Annotated in this window: 16 protein-coding genes and 1 pseudogene; 11 read left to right on the top strand and 6 right to left on the bottom strand. The window is 70.2% G+C overall.

Features of this window, described 5'->3' with window-relative positions; all coding sequences use genetic code 11:
- Positions 1 to 435: a tautomerase family protein gene (locus D7Y11_RS00615; protein ID WP_120576983.1), complete on the top strand. Its 435-nt coding sequence runs from the start codon at positions 1 to 3 to the stop codon at positions 433 to 435.
- A 48-nt stretch (positions 436 to 483) separates the two neighbouring features.
- Here the strand turns inward: D7Y11_RS00615 and D7Y11_RS00610 are convergent, their stop codons facing one another.
- The 3 genes from D7Y11_RS00610 to D7Y11_RS00605 form a co-directional block, all read right to left on the bottom strand.
- Positions 484 to 1,503, bottom strand: coding sequence for a hypothetical protein (locus D7Y11_RS00610; protein WP_158624407.1), 1,020 nt, complete (start codon positions 1,501 to 1,503; stop codon positions 484 to 486).
- Positions 1,500 to 1,691, bottom strand: coding sequence for a hypothetical protein (locus D7Y11_RS43130; protein WP_158624406.1), 192 nt, complete (start codon positions 1,689 to 1,691; stop codon positions 1,500 to 1,502). Before D7Y11_RS43130 ends, D7Y11_RS00610 begins: the two co-directional genes overlap by 4 nt.
- A 98-nt stretch (positions 1,692 to 1,789) precedes the next feature.
- Positions 1,790 to 4,342, bottom strand: a complete 2,553-nt coding sequence (locus D7Y11_RS00605) for a LamG domain-containing protein (RefSeq protein WP_233596996.1) — start codon at positions 4,340 to 4,342, stop codon at positions 1,790 to 1,792.
- A gap of 124 nt (positions 4,343 to 4,466) precedes the next feature.
- Between D7Y11_RS00605 and D7Y11_RS00600 the strand changes: the two genes are divergently transcribed.
- The 8 genes from D7Y11_RS00600 (at position 4,467) to D7Y11_RS00565 (ending at position 13,628) form a co-directional block, all read left to right on the top strand.
- Positions 4,467 to 5,786 (top strand): family 16 glycosylhydrolase, encoded by a 1,320-nt coding sequence (locus D7Y11_RS00600; RefSeq protein ID WP_120576980.1) that lies wholly within the window; start codon positions 4,467 to 4,469, stop codon positions 5,784 to 5,786.
- A 10-nt stretch (positions 5,787 to 5,796) separates the two neighbouring features.
- On the top strand, positions 5,797 to 6,543 hold the full coding sequence (locus tag D7Y11_RS00595; RefSeq protein ID WP_158624405.1) for a Type 1 glutamine amidotransferase-like domain-containing protein: 747 nt from the start codon (positions 5,797 to 5,799) through the stop codon (positions 6,541 to 6,543).
- A gap of 24 nt (positions 6,544 to 6,567) precedes the next feature.
- Positions 6,568 to 7,422: a family 16 glycosylhydrolase gene (locus D7Y11_RS00590; RefSeq protein ID WP_126932753.1), complete on the top strand. Its 855-nt coding sequence runs from the start codon at positions 6,568 to 6,570 to the stop codon at positions 7,420 to 7,422.
- 74 nt (positions 7,423 to 7,496) lie between these two features.
- Positions 7,497 to 8,534 (top strand): AAA family ATPase, encoded by a 1,038-nt coding sequence (locus tag D7Y11_RS00585; protein WP_120576977.1) that lies wholly within the window; start codon positions 7,497 to 7,499, stop codon positions 8,532 to 8,534.
- Positions 8,535 to 8,615: 81 nt separating this feature from the next.
- Positions 8,616 to 10,043 (top strand): hypothetical protein, encoded by a 1,428-nt coding sequence (locus D7Y11_RS00580; RefSeq protein WP_126932752.1) that lies wholly within the window; start codon positions 8,616 to 8,618, stop codon positions 10,041 to 10,043.
- Positions 10,033 to 10,692 (top strand): hypothetical protein, encoded by a 660-nt coding sequence (locus tag D7Y11_RS00575; RefSeq protein ID WP_233605042.1) that lies wholly within the window; start codon positions 10,033 to 10,035, stop codon positions 10,690 to 10,692. Before D7Y11_RS00580 ends, D7Y11_RS00575 begins: the two co-directional genes overlap by 11 nt.
- Positions 10,693 to 10,704: 12 nt before the next feature.
- Entirely contained in the window at positions 10,705 to 12,243 is a 1,539-nt protein-coding gene (locus D7Y11_RS00570) for a hypothetical protein (RefSeq protein WP_126932751.1), read from the top strand.
- A gap of 215 nt (positions 12,244 to 12,458) precedes the next feature.
- Entirely contained in the window at positions 12,459 to 13,628 is a 1,170-nt protein-coding gene (locus D7Y11_RS00565; protein WP_233607157.1) for a FadR/GntR family transcriptional regulator, read from the top strand.
- On the opposite strand, the gene D7Y11_RS00560 is transcribed toward D7Y11_RS00565, so the two are convergent.
- Together D7Y11_RS00560 and D7Y11_RS00555 are read right to left on the bottom strand one after the other, a co-directional pair.
- On the bottom strand, positions 13,616 to 13,900 hold the full coding sequence (locus D7Y11_RS00560; protein WP_126932750.1) for a hypothetical protein: 285 nt from the start codon (positions 13,898 to 13,900) through the stop codon (positions 13,616 to 13,618). The two genes, D7Y11_RS00565 and D7Y11_RS00560, sit on opposite strands and share 13 nt — an antisense overlap.
- Before the next feature lie 44 nt (positions 13,901 to 13,944).
- Positions 13,945 to 14,787 (bottom strand): class I SAM-dependent methyltransferase, encoded by an 843-nt coding sequence (locus tag D7Y11_RS00555; protein ID WP_126932749.1) that lies wholly within the window; start codon positions 14,785 to 14,787, stop codon positions 13,945 to 13,947.
- A 208-nt stretch (positions 14,788 to 14,995) separates the two neighbouring features.
- Between D7Y11_RS00555 and D7Y11_RS00550 the strand changes: the two genes are divergently transcribed.
- Positions 14,996 to 16,501 (top strand): FG-GAP-like repeat-containing protein, encoded by a 1,506-nt coding sequence (locus tag D7Y11_RS00550; RefSeq protein WP_158624464.1) that lies wholly within the window; start codon positions 14,996 to 14,998, stop codon positions 16,499 to 16,501.
- Between the two features lie 242 nt (positions 16,502 to 16,743).
- On the opposite strand, the gene D7Y11_RS00545 is transcribed toward D7Y11_RS00550, so the two are convergent.
- The gene (locus tag D7Y11_RS00545) at positions 16,744 to 17,079 is read right to left on the bottom strand and encodes a hypothetical protein (RefSeq protein ID WP_126932748.1); all 336 of its coding nucleotides are present in this window, start codon (positions 17,077 to 17,079) and stop codon (positions 16,744 to 16,746) included.
- 381 nt (positions 17,080 to 17,460) lie between these two features.
- Between D7Y11_RS00545 and D7Y11_RS00540 the strand changes: the two are divergent.
- Positions 17,461 to 18,456, top strand: a pseudogene (locus D7Y11_RS00540) (bifunctional methionine sulfoxide reductase B/A protein); the annotation flags it as partial.
- Between the last annotated feature and the right edge of the window lie 16 nt (positions 18,457 to 18,472).

The following is an 18,472-nucleotide window of genomic DNA, read 5'->3' as shown; positions in this document are numbered from 1 at the left end:
ATGCCGATGATCGACATCACCGCTTCCGACGGACTCTTCTCCCCCGCGAACGAGGCCGTGCTGCTGAAGCGGGCGACGGACTGCCTCCTCCAATGGGAGAAGGTGTCGGGCATCCCCTACGCGGTCGCGAACACCGGCGCGTTCCTGAGCGTGTTGCCGCGGAGGCGGACCACGTCCGGCGGCAAGGGTGCGGGCGTGGTCCGCATCCAGGTGCTCACGCCCGCGAAGTCGCTGAGCCAGGAGCAGCGCTCGGGCATCGCCGCGGGCCTCACCGACATCGTGCACGAGCTGGCCGACGACGCGGACATCCGCGAGCGCACCTGGGTGCTGTTCCACGAAGCCGTGGACGGCGGCTGGGGCATCGCGGGGAAGGCGTTCACCAACGCGGACCTCGTGGACGCGGTCCGCGCGAGCGCCATCGCCTCCCGCCGCTGAAGGCCCCCGCTGGGTCCACTTCAGCGGGAGCCTCCAAGGTCCTGACGCTCAGGGCGTGGGCGACACCTGGTGGGGCACCACGCGATAGCCCGCGTTGCCGGTGCCCAGCTGTCCTTCGCCATTGAGGCCCCACGCCCACACAGCCCCGGAGGCGCGGCGCGCGAACGAGTGGTAGGTGCCCGCCGCGATGGCCGTCGCGTCGATGATGCCCGGCACCTGGGCGGGCGCGAGCTGATCATCGGTGAAGCCGTCCCCCAGCTGGCCGTTGCCGTTGTAGCCCCACGCCCACACGGTGCCGTCGGACTGGAGCGCAATCGTGTGCGCGCTCCCCGCGGCGATGGCCGTGCCGCCCGTGAAGCCCAGGGCCTTCACCGGCGAGCGCCCCTTGGAGCCACTGCCATCGCCCAGCTGCCCCCGGGAGTTGTCGCCCCACGCCCACACCGTGCCATCCGTCTTGAGCGCCACGCCGTGGCTGTTGCCCGCGGCCACGGAGGTGACGTCCCCGAGCCCGGGCACCGGGCCCGGCGTGGTCCGAGGCGGCCAATTCGAGTTCGAGCCGTCGCCCAGCTGTCCCAGGCCGTTGCTGCCCCAGGTCCACACGGCGCCGTCCGTCTTGAGCGCCACCGAGAAGCCGCCGCCCGCCGCGACGGCCCGAACGTCCGTGAGGCCAGGAACGGCCAGGGGCGTCGCGCGGCTCGTGGTGGTGCCATCTCCCAGCGTCCCGGAGCCATTGCTCCCCCAGGCCCACACCGTGCCGTCCGACCGGCGGGCCAGCACGAAGCCTTCCCCCGCGGCCAGCTCGGTCACGTCCGTCAGCCCGGGCACCTGCGCGGGCGAGGCGCGGGACACCGTCGTGCCGTCGCCCAGCTGCCCGCTCGCGTTGTCGCCCCAGGCCCACACGGTGCCATCCGTCTTCAACGCCAGCGCGGTCGAGCCTCGCGCGAAGACAGCCGCCACGGACCCGAGCCCCGGCACCTGCGCGGGAGCCCAATGGTTCTGCGTCGTGCCGTCGCCCAGCTGGCTCTTCTCGTTCCGGCCCCAGGTCCACACCGTTCCGTCGGGCTTCACACCCACGGAGAAGAAGTCCCCGCCCGCACCGCCGTCCACGTGGGCGCCGTCACGGCGGCCCGCGCCACGCCCGGGTCCGCGGCCTCCTCCGCCGGAGCCACCGGGCCCGCGCAGCCCGAAAGCCAACCCAGACACAACACCAGCCCCAGGACGAAACGGCTCCGACCACCGCCGCGCACCGCTGACATGACAGCCCCCCTGCAAGGAATTGGAATCAAACAGGCGCACCATGGCAGCAAAGCCTGTCTGATTCCAAACCCCGGGGGCCGTCAGGCCACGCAATGCCTTACGGCAGGTACCGCCACGACGCCGTCACGGCCGGCTGGAAGCAGTGCACGTGGGCCTTGGTGGCGCTGGGAATCTCCTGGACGACGCCCGCCCCGTAGCCCTGCGTGCGGCACCACTGGCTCACCTCCAGGCGCGAACCCGGGGCGGTGTAGTCGCCCAGGTTGGACACCGGCCCCAGCGCGGACTTCTCCACATCTGTCCGGAGCCCGGAGTTGAAGCAGCCCACCCACGGCCGGGACGTGACCTCGAACACCTGCCCTGTCGTCCAGCCCTGGCTGTTGCAGAAGCGGTGCGCGGCGGCGGTGCAGTGGGTGCTCGTCACGCCGCGCTCGTCGGTGCAGCCCGCGTGGATGCGCGTCAGCTCCTCGAACGTCACGGCCACGCTTTCATGCTGGATGGGCGCGCACGCCACCGTCAGGTCCGTGGCCGTGGACGTCACCGGCACGCCCGCCAGCGAGATGGGCGGACGGTTGCTGACGAGCTGCATGATGGTGTCCCAGGTGTTGGTGCTGCTCGCCATGGCGTCGCCCGCGCCCCGCTGCGCGCAGGCCCGGTGCATCGCGGACAGGCACGCCGCCGAGTTCAACGCGCTGGTGCCATTGCACGCCGGAGCCTGGGCGCTCATCACGAACTGACCCGCGGAGGGCGTGTGCTGGATGGCCTCTTCGCGGCAGTTGGCGCCGTGCGCGGTCATGCAGATGCTCCGGTTGGAGCGCGCGTGCGTGAAGATGCGCACCTCGTCGATGGCGCCCCGGAACGAGCCCTCGCCGTTCGCCGGGCAGCGCTGCGTGTCCAGGTTCGCGCCCGCGCCGATGTAGAGCGTCCCCGTGCCCAGCCGGGCCGTCCCCGGAACGACAGGCAGCGCGCGGTTCGTGGGCACGCCGTTGAGGTACTCCTGGAAGACGCCGGTGGTGCCGTCCCACGTATAGGCCAGGTGGCTCCACTGCCCCACGGGCAGCACCGGGCCGCCGCCCAGTCGCACGCGCTGGCCGTTGACGACCAGGGAGAACTGCGGCTGGTTGCTGGCCTCGTAGATGATGTCCAGCCCGCCGGACTTGTGCATCAGGTAGCGGTAGGGATTGCCGGTGGTGCACCCCTGCTGGATGTCCGCGTCCGGCCGCACCGCGAACTCCACCGACAGGCCACGCACGAACGCGCCCACGCCGGGCACCGTGCTGGACGGATCCGCCAGGTTCACCGCGAGCGCGCTCCCTCCAGGCACCACCAGCGCCTTGCCCTTGCCGTGCGGCTGCCACAGCGAGTCCGGCGAGGAGCGCGTCAGCGCGTTGCCCGGCGAGATGGAGGCGCCCCCCACCAGAGTGCCCGTGAAGAAGCGGCCGGACAGGTCCGGCGTGCGCGTGAGGTCATACGCTCCGGCGCGCGTGACGAGCTCGTTCATGGGCAGGAAGAGCAGGTGGAAGGGGTCCATCAACTCGCCCAGGTCCACCTCGTTGTAGTCGGCGGTGTTGCTGCCGAAGAGAGCCAGCACGTCGTGCGTCTTCGTCACCGGCAGGTAATGCGCGGCATTGCTCTGCCCGGGCGGGAAGCTCTGCGAGGGCAGGCGCTCCTGCTCGAAGTTCCACATGGGCCCCGAGTAGAAGAGGTGCGCGATGTCCATGCGGTCCGTGTTGATGGCCCCGTCGATGTGGTACGCGGTCCAGTTCGTATCCGCGCCCACCAGGCTCACTGCCTCACGTCGCGCGCCGTCCGTGTACGTGACGGCGATGTAGACGAGGTTGCGGCCCTCGTGGTCCACCCACGCGTAGGCACCGCGCACCAGCGCACCGGAAGTGGTGTCGCCGAAGTCCTCGCCCGTGGCCGCCTTCAGCCGCTTCCATGCCAGCGGGTAGCGCTTCACGCCCGCGTTCGTGTCGTTGAACATCATCGACAGGGGACGCGGGTTGCTCCAGCCCGTGGCCGCGCACGGCGTAGGGTTGTACGCGTACATCATGTGGTCGATGCCGCCGGTGTTCGCGGGCGCGCCCTGGTAGATGATCAACCGGCCGTCGGACGTCATCGTGGGCTCGATGCCGCGAATCGTGGCGCCGGTGACGGTGCGCAGCGTCTCCAGCGGACCGGTGCTGAACGATGCAATGTCCGCCGCCGTCGTGAAGGGCTGGGACACGCGGATGTCCGTCGTGCGCCGCCGGAAGACGTTGTCCCCGTTGAACATCATCGAGTCGAAGAGGAACGGCTGGTACACCGCGACGCCGCTCGACAGCGCGTAGGGCTGGGCGGGGTTGGTGAAGCAGAACGCCAGCGCGTTCTCCCCGTTGCGCACGGTCACCGTCTTCCCCGCGGAGAAGGTGCCCGCGAACGACGGCTTGCCCGCCGAGTCGTACGTCACCGCCTCCGGACGGAACACACGGGCAATCCACGTGGTCGTCGTGGTCGCGGGGTCCTCGCCGATGTTGCCCACGAAGATGCGCCCGTCCACCGTGGACGAGTGCCCGTTCGCCCCGAACGGCGTCCCGATGCGCGTGTTCACCAGCGACGGCCGGCCTTGCGCGAACACCGCCCCGGGCAAGCCCGCGAGCGCCGTCCCAAGCATGACACCCAGGGCCCCACTAAGTAACTTTTTCATGGAAATAAGGTTAAGCCATTTTACCTGCTCTGATCTAAGTGGGGCGGGTCCCGGCTCCCTGTCGGAGCTGGACACACCTTCGAGGAAGACGATGGCGACGAGAGCCGGGAAGACGCTGTGGGCGCTGGCGGCGGTGCTGGGGCTGACGGCCTGTGGTGGGGGCTCCGCTCCCGCGCAGGACTCGATGCTGACGACGCCGGTGGTGGCGGAGCGGGAGCAGTCCGCCACGGCGGCGCCGCTGGGCCAGACGGTGTGGCTGAAGGCGTGCGCGACGCAGAAGTACGTGTCGGCGGACCGGAACCTGGGGACCACCGCGCCGCTCGTCGCCAACCGTGACAGCGCGCAGGGGTGGGAGCAGTTCCAGGTGGGTGACGCGGGCAACGACTTCATCTCGCTGCGCGTGGTGGAGACGGGCCTGTACGTGTCCGCGGATCCGAACGCGGGCGGTCAGGTGACGGGCTTCCGCACGGCGGTGGGTGACTGGGAGCGCTTCACCTGGGTGCCCTTCGCGGACGGCTCCGTGGGCCTGCGCGCCAAGAGCACCGGCCAATACGTGTCCGCGGACACGAACCTGGGCGCCAGCGCGCCGCTGTACGCCAACCGCGCCACGGCCGGCTGCTGGGAGTCGTTCTCCTTTGGCGTCGTGGGCGGTGGTGGCGAGGACCGCTGGGTGCAGGTCTGGAGCGACGAGTTCGACGGCAACAGCGTCAACACGGCCAACTGGACGCCCAACACAACGGTGCACGTGAACAGCGAGCAGCAGCAGTACACGAACTCCGGCGACAACATCTCCGTGAGCAACGGAACGCTGAAGCTCACCGCGCGCCTGCAGTGGAACAACGGCTACCCGTTCACCTCCGGCCGGCTGGAGAGCGCGGGCAAGCGCGAGTTCAGCCACGGCCGCATCGAGGCGCGCATCAAGATGCCGGTCGGCGCGGGCCTGTGGCCGGCGTTCTGGATGCTGGGCAATGACATCAACTCCGTGGGCTGGCCCGCGTGTGGCGAGCTCGACATCATGGAGAACGTCGGCTACGGCGACTGGGTGTCCGGGGCGCTGCACGGCCCGGGCTACTCCGGCAACACGCCCATCAACGGCCGCTTCTACCCGTCGTCCAGCGTGAGCAACTGGCACGTGTACCGCACGGAGTACTCGTCCTCGGACATCAAGTGGTACATCGACGGGGCGCTGGTGAAGACCACGACGCGCGCGGAGGTGCTGCGCTACGGCGCGTGGGCCTACGACAAGCCGCTGTTCATCATCCTCAACCTCGCGGTGGGTGGCGGCTATCCGTTCGGTGTGAATGGCGCCTCGACGCCGTACTACGGCGTGCCGCAGTCCACGGTGGACCTGGTGCGCAACGCGCCGCAGACCATGGAAGTGGACTGGGTGCGCGCCTACCAGTGGCGGTAGGCTCAACGGCATGACGCTTCCGCCCCTCCTCCTGCTGGCTGACAGCGCTCCGCTGTTCTGGCGCGTGGAGGGGCGTCCCTTCCTGGACTACGTGCGCGTGCTCACCGGCGCGGAGCTGCGTGTGCCTCCGGTGAAGGCCGCGTACCTGGGCGCGTCCAACGGTGACGTGCCGGAGTTCTACGACATCTTCGTCGCGGCCATGGAGGGCATCGGGCTCACGCGCTGCCGGAGCATCCCGGCCGCGCCGTCCGGCGAGGACCTGGCGTGGCTGAAGGACGCCGACGTCATCCTGCTGGCGGGCGGTGACCCACGCGTGGGATGGAACGCGTTCCAGGCCCACGGCGTGGACTCGATTCTCCGCGAGCGGCATCAGTCCGGCGCGGTGCTGATGGGCGTGTCCGCCGGGGCCATGCACCTGGGCCTGGGCGCGTGGTGTGAAGATTTGCCCGGCGAAGGCGAGCCCTTCCCGGTGCTGGGCCTCGCGCCCTACCTCATCGGCGTGCACGAGCCGCCCGAGTGGCCCGGCCTCAAGGCCGCCCTCCGGCGCATGGGATTGCCCACGCGGGCGTTGGGCATTCCGCAGGGGGGCGGCGTGCTCCTGCACGCGGACGGCAGCGTGGAGCCCGTGCGGCAGACCGTGGTGGACGTGACGGTGGACGTGGAGGGGCGGCTGCACGAATCGCTGCTCATGCCTCCGGCCACGCCGTACCGGGGCGAGCCCCCCGAAGCGCCGGTGGACCGGCGGACGCTCCAGTAGATGGCTCCCTTTCGAGGAACGACGATGGCGACGAGCACGTACAGGACGGTGACGGCGTGGGCGCTGGTGGCGGGGCTGATGGCGTGCGCGGGGGCACCGAAGCGCGCGGGAACAGTGGCGGGCGCGGCGGACGGATGGGTCCAGGTGTGGAGTGACGAGTTCGACGGCACGGAGGTGGACGCGAGCAACTGGCGCATCCAGACCGACGTGCACGTGAACAACGAGCAGCAGCAGTACACGACGTCGCCGGACAACGTGTCGGTGAGCGGCGGCACGTTGAAGCTCACGGCGCGGATTCAGACGGCCAACGGATACCCGTTCACGTCGGGCCGGGTGGAGAGCGCGGGCAAGCGGGAGTTCAAGCACGGCCGCGTCGAGGCGCGCATCAAGCTGCCGGTGGGCGTGGGGCTCTGGCCGGCGTTCTGGATGCTGGGCGGAGACATCCACACGGCGGGGTGGCCGGCGTGCGGGGAGCTCGACATCATGGAGAACGTTGGCTACGGCGACTGGGTGTCCGTCGCGTTGCATGGGCCGGGCTACAGCGGCAACACGCCCATCAACGGCCGCTTCTTTCCGCGCACTCCGGTGAGCGACTGGCACGAGTACGGCGTGGAGTCGTCGCCGGAGGCCATCCACTGGTACATCGACGGGGAGCGCGTGAAGACGTCCACCCGTGAAGAGGTGGAGCGCCACGGCGCGTGGGCCTACGACAAGCCCCTCTTCATCATCTTCAACTTCGCGGTGGGCGGCGGCTACCCGGAGGGCGTCAATAAGGCGAAGGAGCCGTACTTTGGCGTGCCTCAGGCCACCGCGGACCTGCTGCGCAACGCACCGCAGACCATGGAAGTGGACTGGGTGCGCGTCTCCGAAAAGCGCTGAGGCCTCCCTCCAACGGGGGATGGTTCGCACCGCGGCCGGGTTCCTAGGGTGTTCCTCCTTGGGAGGAGCAAGCCATGGCGGTCACGGTGGTGGTGGTGTCGGGGCCCATTGGCGCGGGGAAGACGACCCTCGCGCAGGGGCTCGCGCGGCGGTTCGGCGCGCTGCATCTCCACTCGAAGGATTTCCTGCGGAAGCATGGCGGTGACGGTTCCCGGCGCACGCGCCAGGAGTTGACCGTCGCGCTGGACCGCGAGACGGGAGGGCGCTGGCTGGCGGACGGAGTGCTCGCCGCGCTTCGGGGCCACGGCCTGGACGCCCCCAGGCTGATCATCGTGGATGCCGCGAGCAGCGAGGCGCAGCTGGACGGCCTGCGCGGAAGCCCAGGGCTCCGCGTCGTGCACGTCCACCTGGAGACGCCGGAACCGGAGCAGGCCCGGCGCGACGCGGAGCCAGACAGTTTCGAAGCGGCCTGGGCGCATTCCGCCGAGCGTGCGGTGCACGCGTTGGCCTCGCTGGCGGAGCTCGTGGTCGACACGGCGAAGACTCCACCCGACGCTGTACTCGTGCGGGTGGCCAGCCGGCTCGGGCTGTATGGGCGGCCCGGCGAACGGCTCGTGGACCTCATCGTCCCGGGGCCCCATGACGGTGTGGATACGCGGCCCCTCACGGCGCAGCTCGCGCCTCACTACGCCGTGCTGTTTCGACCAGACGGGCCAGACCCGAGGCCCTCACGTGAGGAACTGGAGGACGCCTTCGCCCGAGGACACCGCGTGCTCGTCGAATGCGCGGGGCCTTCCGCCAGCGGCTGCATCCAGGCGGCGGGCATCGCGCCGGGGCGGGTGCGGCGGGTGGTCCTGGCGTGCAGCTCGGAAGGCCGCGCGTTCGACTGGGTGGGGCTGCGCGAGGCTGCTTCCCTCAATGCCCCCACGGACCTGGCGCTCATATTCGCGGGCGACCTGGCTGCGACCAACTGGGCAGCACGGCGCTTCGACCAGCTCACCGACGCGGCCCGTCACCACCTGGAAGAACTCGAGCGCGTCGCGGGTGCGCCCGTGTCCTTCCTCGCCCCCTCGCTGGAGGCCCGCCACCTCATCGAGCGGCGGCCCTGGTGAGCCGGGCGCCCACGAATCGCCGAAACCTTTTCTGATTTTCCGGGTTGGGGTGTCCGTACAGCAACCGTTCCCGGAGCCCGCGTGCCCCTCCCCTTCCCAACACCGAGCCGATGGCTACTGCCCGGGCTGCTGCTGCTCGGGTTCGCCCCCCAGGCCGTGGCCATGCCCACCGGTCCCGGCACCTTCTGCGCCGAGTACCCCAACGCGCCCGCATGCCAGGGCACCCAGCCGGCCTGCACGTACTGCCACGTGGCTCCGCCCCAGCGGAACGGCTACGGCGCCGCGCTGGAGCCGCACCTCGCCCCTGGTAAGCCGCGCCCCCTTTCCGACGCGGACTTCGCCGCTGCCCTCCCCGCCGCGCTGCGTGCCATCGCCTCGGAGGACGCCGACGGCGACGGCGCCCCCAACCAGTTCGAGGTCGAGCAGGGCTCGCTCCCCGGTGACGCCACCAGCGTCCCGCCCAGCGGCGTCTGCGGCGGCGGAGAGAACCCCCAGTTCAAGGTCTGCCAGTACGACCCGCGCTTCGCGTACCGCCGCATGCTCAGCGACTTCTGCGGCACGTCCCCCACCTACGCCCAGGTGGTCAGCTTCCTGGAGCTGGGCAACGAGGAGAAGCAGCGCGCCTTCATCGACCAGGAGCTGGACCGCTGCCTCCAGTCCGATTTCTGGCGAGGCAAGCACGGGCAGCTCTGGAAGGTGGCCCACCCGAAGATCCGCCCCGTCGGCTCCATCAAGTCCGGCGAGGACGCAGGCATCATTCCCCTGGCGGACTACTACGACGACTACGCCCTCTTCACCTGGTCCCAGACGGACGACCACGACGCGCGCGACGTCCTCACCGCCAGCTTCTACGTGAAGCGCTCGGGATCGAGCCCCACCACGTACACCACCGCCAACAGCCTCTCCTCCCAGTTCGTGGAGGCCTCGCGCCGCGCCGGCAACATGACGAGCGCGTGGACGCTGACCTCGTTCGTCATGTTCACCGCGCTGCCGCGCAACGCCGCGTCGCAGATGTACCGCGCGTACCTGGGCCTGGACATCGCGAAGCAGGAGGGCCTGCACAGCGTCCCCAACGAGCCGCGCGACTACGACGCCAAGGGCGTCCAGGCGCCCCAGTGCGCCGCGTGCCACGCGACGTTGGATCCGCTGTCGTATCCGTACCGCAACTACAACGGCCTGGGCGGGCTGCCCAACCGCTACATCCCCAACCGGCTGGAGCTGCTCTTCCCCAACGAAGCGGCCACGCTGAAGAACACGCCCGAACAGGGCGCCATCCTGGGCCAGCCCGTGAACAACCTCATGGAGTGGGCCAGGGTCGCCGCCAACAGCGACGCCTTCGCCATCTCCACCGTCACGGACTACTGGAAGCTGCTCGTCGGCCACGCGCCCCTGCCAGAAGAGAACGAGGAGTTCGTCCGCACCTGGCAGGCCTTCCGCACGACGCACGCGTACCGCGTGCAGAAGATGCTTCACGACCTCATCCGCACGGAGGCCTACGGTGCGCCCTGAACGCCTGCTGTTGACCTGTCTGCTGCTCACGGGCTGCTCCGACAAGCTCCCCCCCGCCGTCGACCTGGGACCGGACGCGAACCCCGGCGTGACGCCCGAATGGGACGGCGGCGTCGCCAAGTCCCAGAAGGGAAACCTGCGCTTCAAGGGCCCCGAGCGCCTGTCGCTCGACCTGGCCCAGGCGCTGGAGCTGCCCGCTGCGTCCGTGTGCAACGAACTGGGTCAGTACCCCTGCCAGAACGTGCACGGCGTAGCGCTGGGCGGCGTGGACCCCTATCAGCACAGCGTCTACGAAACCGCCCCCGTCACGGGCGCAACCACGCCCATCGCAGTGGAGCGCACCGTGCTCTCCGCCTGCAACGCACGCATCGCGCTGGACGTGAACACGCCCGCCGCCGCGGTGGTGTTCAAGAATGTGGTCCTCAGCGCGGACGGCAGGCTGGCGGACGCAGCGAGCCCGGCTGTCGCCACGGCGGTGACATCCCTGGTGCGCCGAGCGTGGTTGCGCGACCCGACCCAGGATGAGCGGGACACGCTGGTGCGTCTGTCCGCCGACGTACAGGCCACCGGTGTGGCCACGCCAGGAGTCGCGTGGATGCAGGCCGCGTGTCTCGCCGTCTTCTCTTCCGCCGAAGCCGTCTTCTACTGAGGAACCCCTCCCATGACCCTCAAGACCACGGGCCGGCTGTCGCGCCGGGAGATGCTGCGGGCACTGTCACTCTGCGCGGCGGGCACCACGCTCGCGCCCTTCCTCTCCGGCTGCCGGGACTCGCTCCAGACGCCCGAGTCCCTGGAGAAGCTGGGCCGCAAGCGCGACGCGCTCGACGGCAAGCCGAAGTTCCTCATCGTCATCGGGGCGGCTGGGGGCGCGTCCATCGTGGACAGCTTCCTCGCGGTACGCCAATCCGAGTCCTCCAACGCCGCCGCGTTCAACACCTTCCCGGACGCGCAGGTGCAGGGCGTGGCGGACAGTCCCTTCCGCGCGGTGAAGTACAGCAACTCGCGCCTGGGCAGCATCAACATCCCGGTCGACACCGACCAGTTGGCGTTCGTGAAGAAGCACGCGAGCGAGATGCTGGTGGCCACCTCCGTGGGCACGTCCGTGAATCACGGCATCGCGCAGAAGCGCTCGCTGACCGGCAACGGCGCGTGGCGGGGCCGCACGCTCCAGGAGGCCGTCGCGCTCCAGTGGGGAGGCGGCATGCCGCTGCCCAACGTCAACATGGGCACGGGCGGCTACGCCGAGCGCGGCACCGACGACAGCCTGCCCCTGTCCTGCTTCGGGGAGCCCGTGGTCAACCCGTCGCTGTGGCCCCTGGGCCTGGATGGCTCGCGAGGCATCGCCGGAGCGCCGTCGAAGGACGTCATCGCGCTGGCTCGGAGCACGCGGGACGCCCTGGACCAGAAATCCATCTTCGGCCGCACCTTCCAGGACAGCGGCGCGCTGAAGCGCTGGAGCGAACAGCTCGGCGTGCAGCAACCGAAGCTGGAGGCCCTGGACCTCATCACGAAGCTCAACGTCCTGCCGAACCTGCCGTCCATTCCCCTGTCGAAGTATGGGCTGGAGAGCTCACCGGACGGGGCGCGGCTGCGAGAGGTCTTCCCCGGCTTCTTCACGGATCCCGTGCAGGGCCAGGCGGCGCTCGCGTTCCTGCTGCTCAAGTACCGCGTGTCCGTGTCGGTGACGCTGGGGCCGGACTTCAACGTCGCGGTGGGCGGGCCCAACGGCATCGCCAATCCACCGCTCGCGTTCGACATCAGCCACAACGACCACCGGGGCGGACAGGCCTTCATGTGGGCGCGCATCCTGTCCACGGTGGACTCGCTGATCACGCTGCTCAAGGCGGAGCCATTCGACGCGAACTCAGGCGAGTCCATGTGGGACCGCACGCTCATCTACGTGGCCACGGAGTTCGGCCGCACGCGTCCGCGCCCCTCCGGCGCCACGGAGTTCGGTTCGGGCCACGACCTCAACAATGGCTTCCTGCTGCTGTCGCCCATGGTGAAGGGCAACACCGTGCTGGGAGGCGTGGATCCGAACACCACCCTCACCTACGGCTTCGACGCGCGCACCGGCGAGCGCCAACCAGGCAAGGTGACCTCCAACGAGCCGGACATCTTCTCCGGAGTCCTCACCGCCATGGGCGCGGACCTGAGCGGCAGCGGCCTGCCCGACGCCAGCGCATTCAAGCGAACCTGAAGCCTCCCAGGTCCGGAACCGCCCGAACTGGGGCAACGGACGGAGGCGCCCGCCCGGGACCGGTTGCCTCAAAACCTGTCCGACAGTCGGACAGGTTTTTCTCCGACCGGGCCCGGAGGGTGCCCCCTGGCTGGCAATGAGAAGGGTGGGCTCGCACGTCCATGTCAGACCCCTGTGGTTGGATGGCGATGCTGGGACGAGGAGGGGGAGTGGGGATGGAACGGCGAGGACTCGTGGCCTATGTGGAGGCGCAAATCGAGCGCGATATCGCGCTGGGGCGTCTGCACCCGAGCGGACAATTCGGCTCCGAAGCGAAGCTGGCGCGCCGCTATGAGGTGTGTCGGGGCACCATCCGCGAGGCGCTGAGGCGGCTGGCGGCGCGGGGGCTGGTGGTGCAGCGCCCCGGACGCAAGACGCGCGCGGTGGCGTTGGATGAGTCACTGACGCTGGAGAATCTGGGGCTGGCGCTGCATGACGCGAGCAACCCGGATGCCCGGTGGCTTCTGGAGGGCTACTTCAGCCTCAAGCGGCAGGTGCTGGTGGAGCTTCTGGCCGACTGCTGCGCGAGGGCCTCGGACCTCGACCTGGACCGGCTGGGGAGCACGTGCTACCAGCTCCAGGACGCGGCGCACTGGGAGTCGGGGGAAACCTGCGCGCAGGTGGAGTTCGAGTTGCTGCGGCAGGCGGCGCGGGTGGCGGCGCGTCCCGGGCACGTGCTCCTCGTTCAGTCCCTGCAGCGGGCCTTCCTGGGAGGAGCCGCCCAACTGCTGCCGCTCATGGGCGGAGAGGCGCTGCGTGAGTGGGCCTTCCGCGCGATGGCGATTCTGAACGAGCGCGACGTGCAGGCACTTCAGCATGAGCTGCCAGCGCTGCTGAAGGCTCGTGATGAGCGCGTGCTGAATGCCTTCGCTCCCGTCCCCATGAAGCCTGCGGCCCCTGAGGCCCCATGCGCCCAGGAGGGACTCGTTGGTGCGCCCGTGGCAGCCACAGGGATGGCGGACGCGCCGGAGGTACGCCCTTCTGTCGAGGAGCGGAGCCCCGGTTGCCTTGAACCGGCCTCCGAGGACACCGAGGCGCTCGGGGTTGCGCCGTGCCCTCAGGTGCAAGCCCTCTCCGTGGCTCCGGCCAGCGAGGCACTGCTGTCTCCAACAGCTCCGGGGCCTACTCCCCCTGAGATTGATGGAGCGCGCGCCGAGAGAGAGGTAATGGGCTCGGCCTTGGGCAACCTGTCCAGCTGTCGGGCTGATGGGGACGGTTCGTCTCCGGAGAGCGGCCTCCCGCGGATCGACGCTTCAGCTACCGGCCCTTGTGGACCACCCTGCGCGAGCCTTGCTTGCGCGCAGGATGGGTCAACGTGCCTCGGGCCTCCTGATCAGCCGCCGTAGCAGTTCAGGGTGGAGCCGCCACAGTAGCTGGAGCCGGAGTTGCTCCAGGAGCCCGCCGAGTTGGTGCAGATCTGGTTCTGCCGGCGCTCCAGCGTGGGCGTGCAGCAGCCCACCTTGATGGTGCGCGTCTGGCCGGGGATGCAGCCTGCCTGCGCGGACACCTCCTGCGTGTCCTCCTGCAGCGGTGCGCCCTCCTCCGGCGCCTCCACGCCACAGCCCACGGTCCCCAGCAGGCAGCCCACCAGCAACAGTCCCCGCTTCAGCGTCTTCATGTGTCGCTCCCGGTTGTCGTGCTTCACGGCGGCCCGGGACGGTATCAGGGAGTTCCGTCTTCACCAGGATGCACGGGATTGCCCGAGCCCGGGAGTCGGGCCCACAACACCGTGGCGTTGGGCCGGGCGGGCTCCGGGGTGATGCCCAGCCTCTTGAAGTCCTTCGAGTAGCGCGAGCCCTTCAACACCACCACCCGGCGTGCCACGCGCCGGGCTTGGTCCACCGTCTCGCGCGTCAGCGGCGAGTAGTCCGCGTGGCGGCGCAGCGCTTCGAACGCGGCGGAGGACTTGCGCTCGCGCTCGAACATCGGATCGAAGAGCACCACGTCGACCGCGCCGTCCGGCAGCCCGCGCAGGAACTCCGCCGCGTCCGCGTACACCGCGCTCACCGCGCAGGCGGCCGGGTGGCGCTCGAGCCCCTTGAGCCCGTGCCGCGCCAGGAGATACAGCGCCGGACTCTTCTCCAGCGCGATGACGCTTCCGCTCGGCCCCACCAGCCGCGCCGCCACCTGCGCATCCGCACCCAGGCCCAGCGTGCAGTCCAACACGCGCTCCCCTTCGCGCAGGCCCGCGACGCGCACGAGCTGGTCCTCCATCACGCCCGCGTCCAGCTGCTTCACTCGCAGGTGCGCCAGCCCCGGTGAGAAGCGCAGCGTCCCTTCCGCGTCCACCAGCGACACCGCCGTGGACTCGAAGACAATGAGCGCGTCCGCCATGTCGGTGAGCAGCTTCTTCAGGGGCAGCTTGTGGTGGCGCTCCACATACGGCACGCCCACCGCCTCCGCCGCACTCCGCGCACGCTGTGCGAGCGGTGCGTCCACCCGGTCCGACGTGGTGACCACCAACGGCTGGCGGGAGGAAGTCTGCGTTCCGGGCGGAAGGGACATGGGACGGCACAGCCTACCCCGCGCGCAAGCCGTCCCTCCGGGACATGCGCCTGTCCACCGCCCATCACCCCACCGTCCCCCGGGACGCATGGCCCCACCCGGCGCCCCTTCTTACTTCTTCAACACCACACGGGGATGTCACGGAAACCGTGTTCATACGGCCTTGCCGGTTCAGGGCCGTGAATCGTGAATGAAGAGGGGGATGAACATGAGACACCCACGAATGGCCCATGCGGGAGTGATGCTGTTCAGCGCCGCGGTGCTGATTGCCATGGCGCTGCCGCGGATGGCGGCCACTGCACCCCAGCCGCTGCTGGACGCGCCTCGCGCCTCTCCCACGGGGATGGGGCCTCGCGCCGTGGCGCTGGGCGACTTCGACGAGGACGGGCGTCTGGACGTCATCACGGCCAACCACACCGCGGGCACCGTGTCCGTGTTGCGGAGCCTGGGGGACGGAACGTTCGCGCCCGGCATGGAGCGGCCCACCGGGGCGTTGCCCGGCGCGGTCGCGGTAGGGGACTTCAACGGGGATGGCCACCTGGACGCGGTCACCAGCCACTTCGGAGGCACGGTGTCCGTGCTGCTGGGGCGCGGGGATGGGACGTTCGGCGCGCGGACCGACCACTCCGTGGGCGCGGAGCCCTCGGCCGTGGACGTGGGCGACCTGGACGGCGACGGACGCCTGGACGTGGTGACGGCCAACTCGCTCGACGACTCCGTGTCGGTGCTGTTGAACCGGGGCTCCGGACGGTTCGTGCATCAGAAGGATGTCAACGCCGGCACCAACCCATTCGCGGTGAAGGTGGCCGACGTCAACCACGACGGGATGGCGGACCTGGTCACCGCGAACTTCGTGGACACGGTGTCGGTGCTGCTCGGCAACGGGGACGGGACGTTCCGGCCGCGCATGGACTTCGCCACGGGCAACGCGCCCTACTCCGTCGCGGTGGTGGACGTGGATGACGACGGGAAGCTGGACGTGGTCACCGCGAACTTCCGGGGCCAGAGCGTGTCCGTGCTGCGCGGCACAGGCGCCGGTACGTTCCCCGTGCGCGTGGATTTCGCCGTGAAGGGCGGGCCGTACTTCGTCGCGGCCGGCGACTTCAACGGCGATGGGATGCCGGATCTCATCACCGCGAACTTCAACGAGGACACCGTGTCCCTGCTGCCCGGCCAGGGCCACGGTTCCTTCGGCGCGCCCACGCGCCTGGCCACCGGCGAGGGCCCCGCGGCGCTCGCGGTGGGCCTGCTCGACGGCGACCTGAAGCCGGACGTCGTCACCGCCAACACCCGGAGCCATGACGTGTCCGTGCTTCGGGCCGCGGCCTCCGCGGACGTGGAGGTGACGCTCACCGCTGTCCCCAGGCCGGGTGTGTCCGTGCCGCGCATCGACTACACGCTTACCGTCACGCAGCACGGGCCGGATCCGCTGAACCGGGCCGTCATCACCGTGGCCCTGCCCCCGGGCCTCCAGGCCAGCACCCGGGACTGCCTCATGGCCGCCGGCACGCTCCAGTGCGAGGTGGGACCGATGGCCGTGGGCGACACCGCCCTCCTGCGGTTCTCCGCGCCGCTGCCTCGCTCCAGCGTGGGCCTGTCCTACCGCATCACCGCCACGCGGACGCTCAGCGTCCCCGAGGACCCCCACTCCGCCAACGATGCCGCGAGCCAGGACTACGTGTCCCTGGGCGGACTCGCGGCGACGTGGTGGTAGCGGTCCAGCCGGCGCGCCTTCCCTGGAGCGCTTCAGCCAACGACGTGGCGAGCCTGGACCGCGTGTCCCTGGGCAGGCTCGCCGCGACGTGGCGGTAGCAGCCCGGCCGGTAAGTCCTTCCTGGAGCGCATCGGCGTGAGCGCTTCAGCCAACGACGTGGCGAGCCTGGACTACGTGTCCCTGGGCGAGCTCGCCGCGACGTGGTGGTAGCAGCCCGGCTGGTGCGCCTTCCCTGGAGCGCTTCAGCGCGGGCGCTTCAGCTTGGACCACATGAGCCCGACGAAGGTGTCGGGGGCAGGCTCCGCGGTCATCAACTCTTCGTCTTCGTGACCGCGCGCGGGGGGCGGCAGGGGCTTGGGGGCCACGGGAAACGGAAGGGGCTCCGAGGTGTTCAGGCCCTGTGCCTGGCGTTCCATCACCTCCGCGAAGGAGCGCTGGGGCGCGTTGCGCTCCGCCACCGGAGCGGCGCCTTCCACGCTATGGAGGGCCCGGATGCGAAGGATGACGCTGGCGCCTTCCGCGCGCGAGATGCCCGTCACCCGCCCGATTGGACCTCGCGGCCCGCGTTCCCGGCTCATCGGTTCCCTCCCGGTCTTCGCTAGAACCGTAGCGCCTCCGGCCCCCCGCCGGCCACTGCCCGGCCCTCCGGCGAGCCACGGAGAGGCCCGCCCGGCCGGCAGGTCATCGTGGCCCCGCTGTAACCGTTCCCCGGTGTCGCGCGTAAGTTGGAATGGCGCCCTTTCTTCCGACGGCGCCCGGAGGCTTCGCGACCCATGTCGTCCGCCCGTGCAGTGCCGTCTCCCACCCCGCGGCCCGTGGCGCACCGGCTGTGGCCCGCCCTGCTGGTGCTGGCCGCCGCCCTGAGCGCGTGCACCGAAGCGCGTGGTGCTCCGCCCGGCGAGAAGCCCGCGGCCACCGCGTACGCCCCGCCACAGGACGGCCGCGCGTACACGAAGCCGTCCGACGCGGAGCTGAAGCGCAACCTGTCCCCCCTCGCCTACCAGGTGACGCAGCACGAGGCCACCGAGCCGCCCTTCCGCAACGCGTACTGGAACAATCACGATGAAGGGCTCTACGTCGACGTGGTCAGCGGCGAGCCGCTGTTCTCCTCGCGCGACAAGTTCGAGTCCGGCACCGGCTGGCCCAGCTTCACCCGCCCCCTGGACAAGGCCCACGTGGTGGAGAAGCGCGACAGCACCCTGGGCATGGAGCGCGTGGAGGTTCGCTCGAAGGACGGCGACTCGCACCTGGGCCACCTCTTCGAGGACGGGCCCAAGCCCACGGGTTTGCGCTACTGCATCAACTCCGCGTCGCTGCGCTTCATCCCCGTGAATGAGCTGGCCGCGAAGGGCTATGGCAAGTGGCTGCCCTCCTTCGGCCGCGCGGCCCCGAGCGGACCCCAGGGCGCGCTCGCCCCCGCCGCGGGCGCCGTCGTGCTGGCGAAGGCGACGGTCCCCACGGAGGCCACTCGCGAGACGGCGTACCTGGCGGGCGGGTGCTTCTGGGGCATGGAGGACATCCTCCGGAAGATCCCGGGCGTCATCGACACGGAGGCCGGCTACACGGGCGGCTCGAAGAAGGACGCGACCTACGAGGACGTGCACACCGGGGAGACGGGGCACGCGGAGGCTGTGCGCGTCGTCTTCAACCCGAAGCTGCTGACTTACGAGGCGCTGCTGGAGCAGTGGTTCTTCCGCATGCACGACCCGACGACCCTCAACCGCCAGGGCAACGACGTGGGCTCGCAGTACCGCTCCGCCATCTTCTACCTGTCGGACGCGCAGCGCCGGACGGCGGAAGCGGTGAAGGCCCGCGTGGACAAGTCCGGCAAGTGGTCCCGGCCCGTCGTCACGCAAATCACCGCCGCCAGCGAGTGGGTGCCCGCCGAGGGCTACCACCAGGACTACCTGGTGAAGAACCCCGGCGGCTACACCTGCCACTACCTGCGCGACTGAGAGCCCCGCCGCGCCC

The sequence above is a fragment of the Corallococcus sp. AB018 genome, assembly GCF_003986945.1.
GTDB lineage: Bacteria > Myxococcota > Myxococcia > Myxococcales > Myxococcaceae > Corallococcus > Corallococcus exiguus.
Note: the sequence above shows the minus strand (reverse complement) of the source record. Positions and strands in the feature narration are given on the sequence as shown.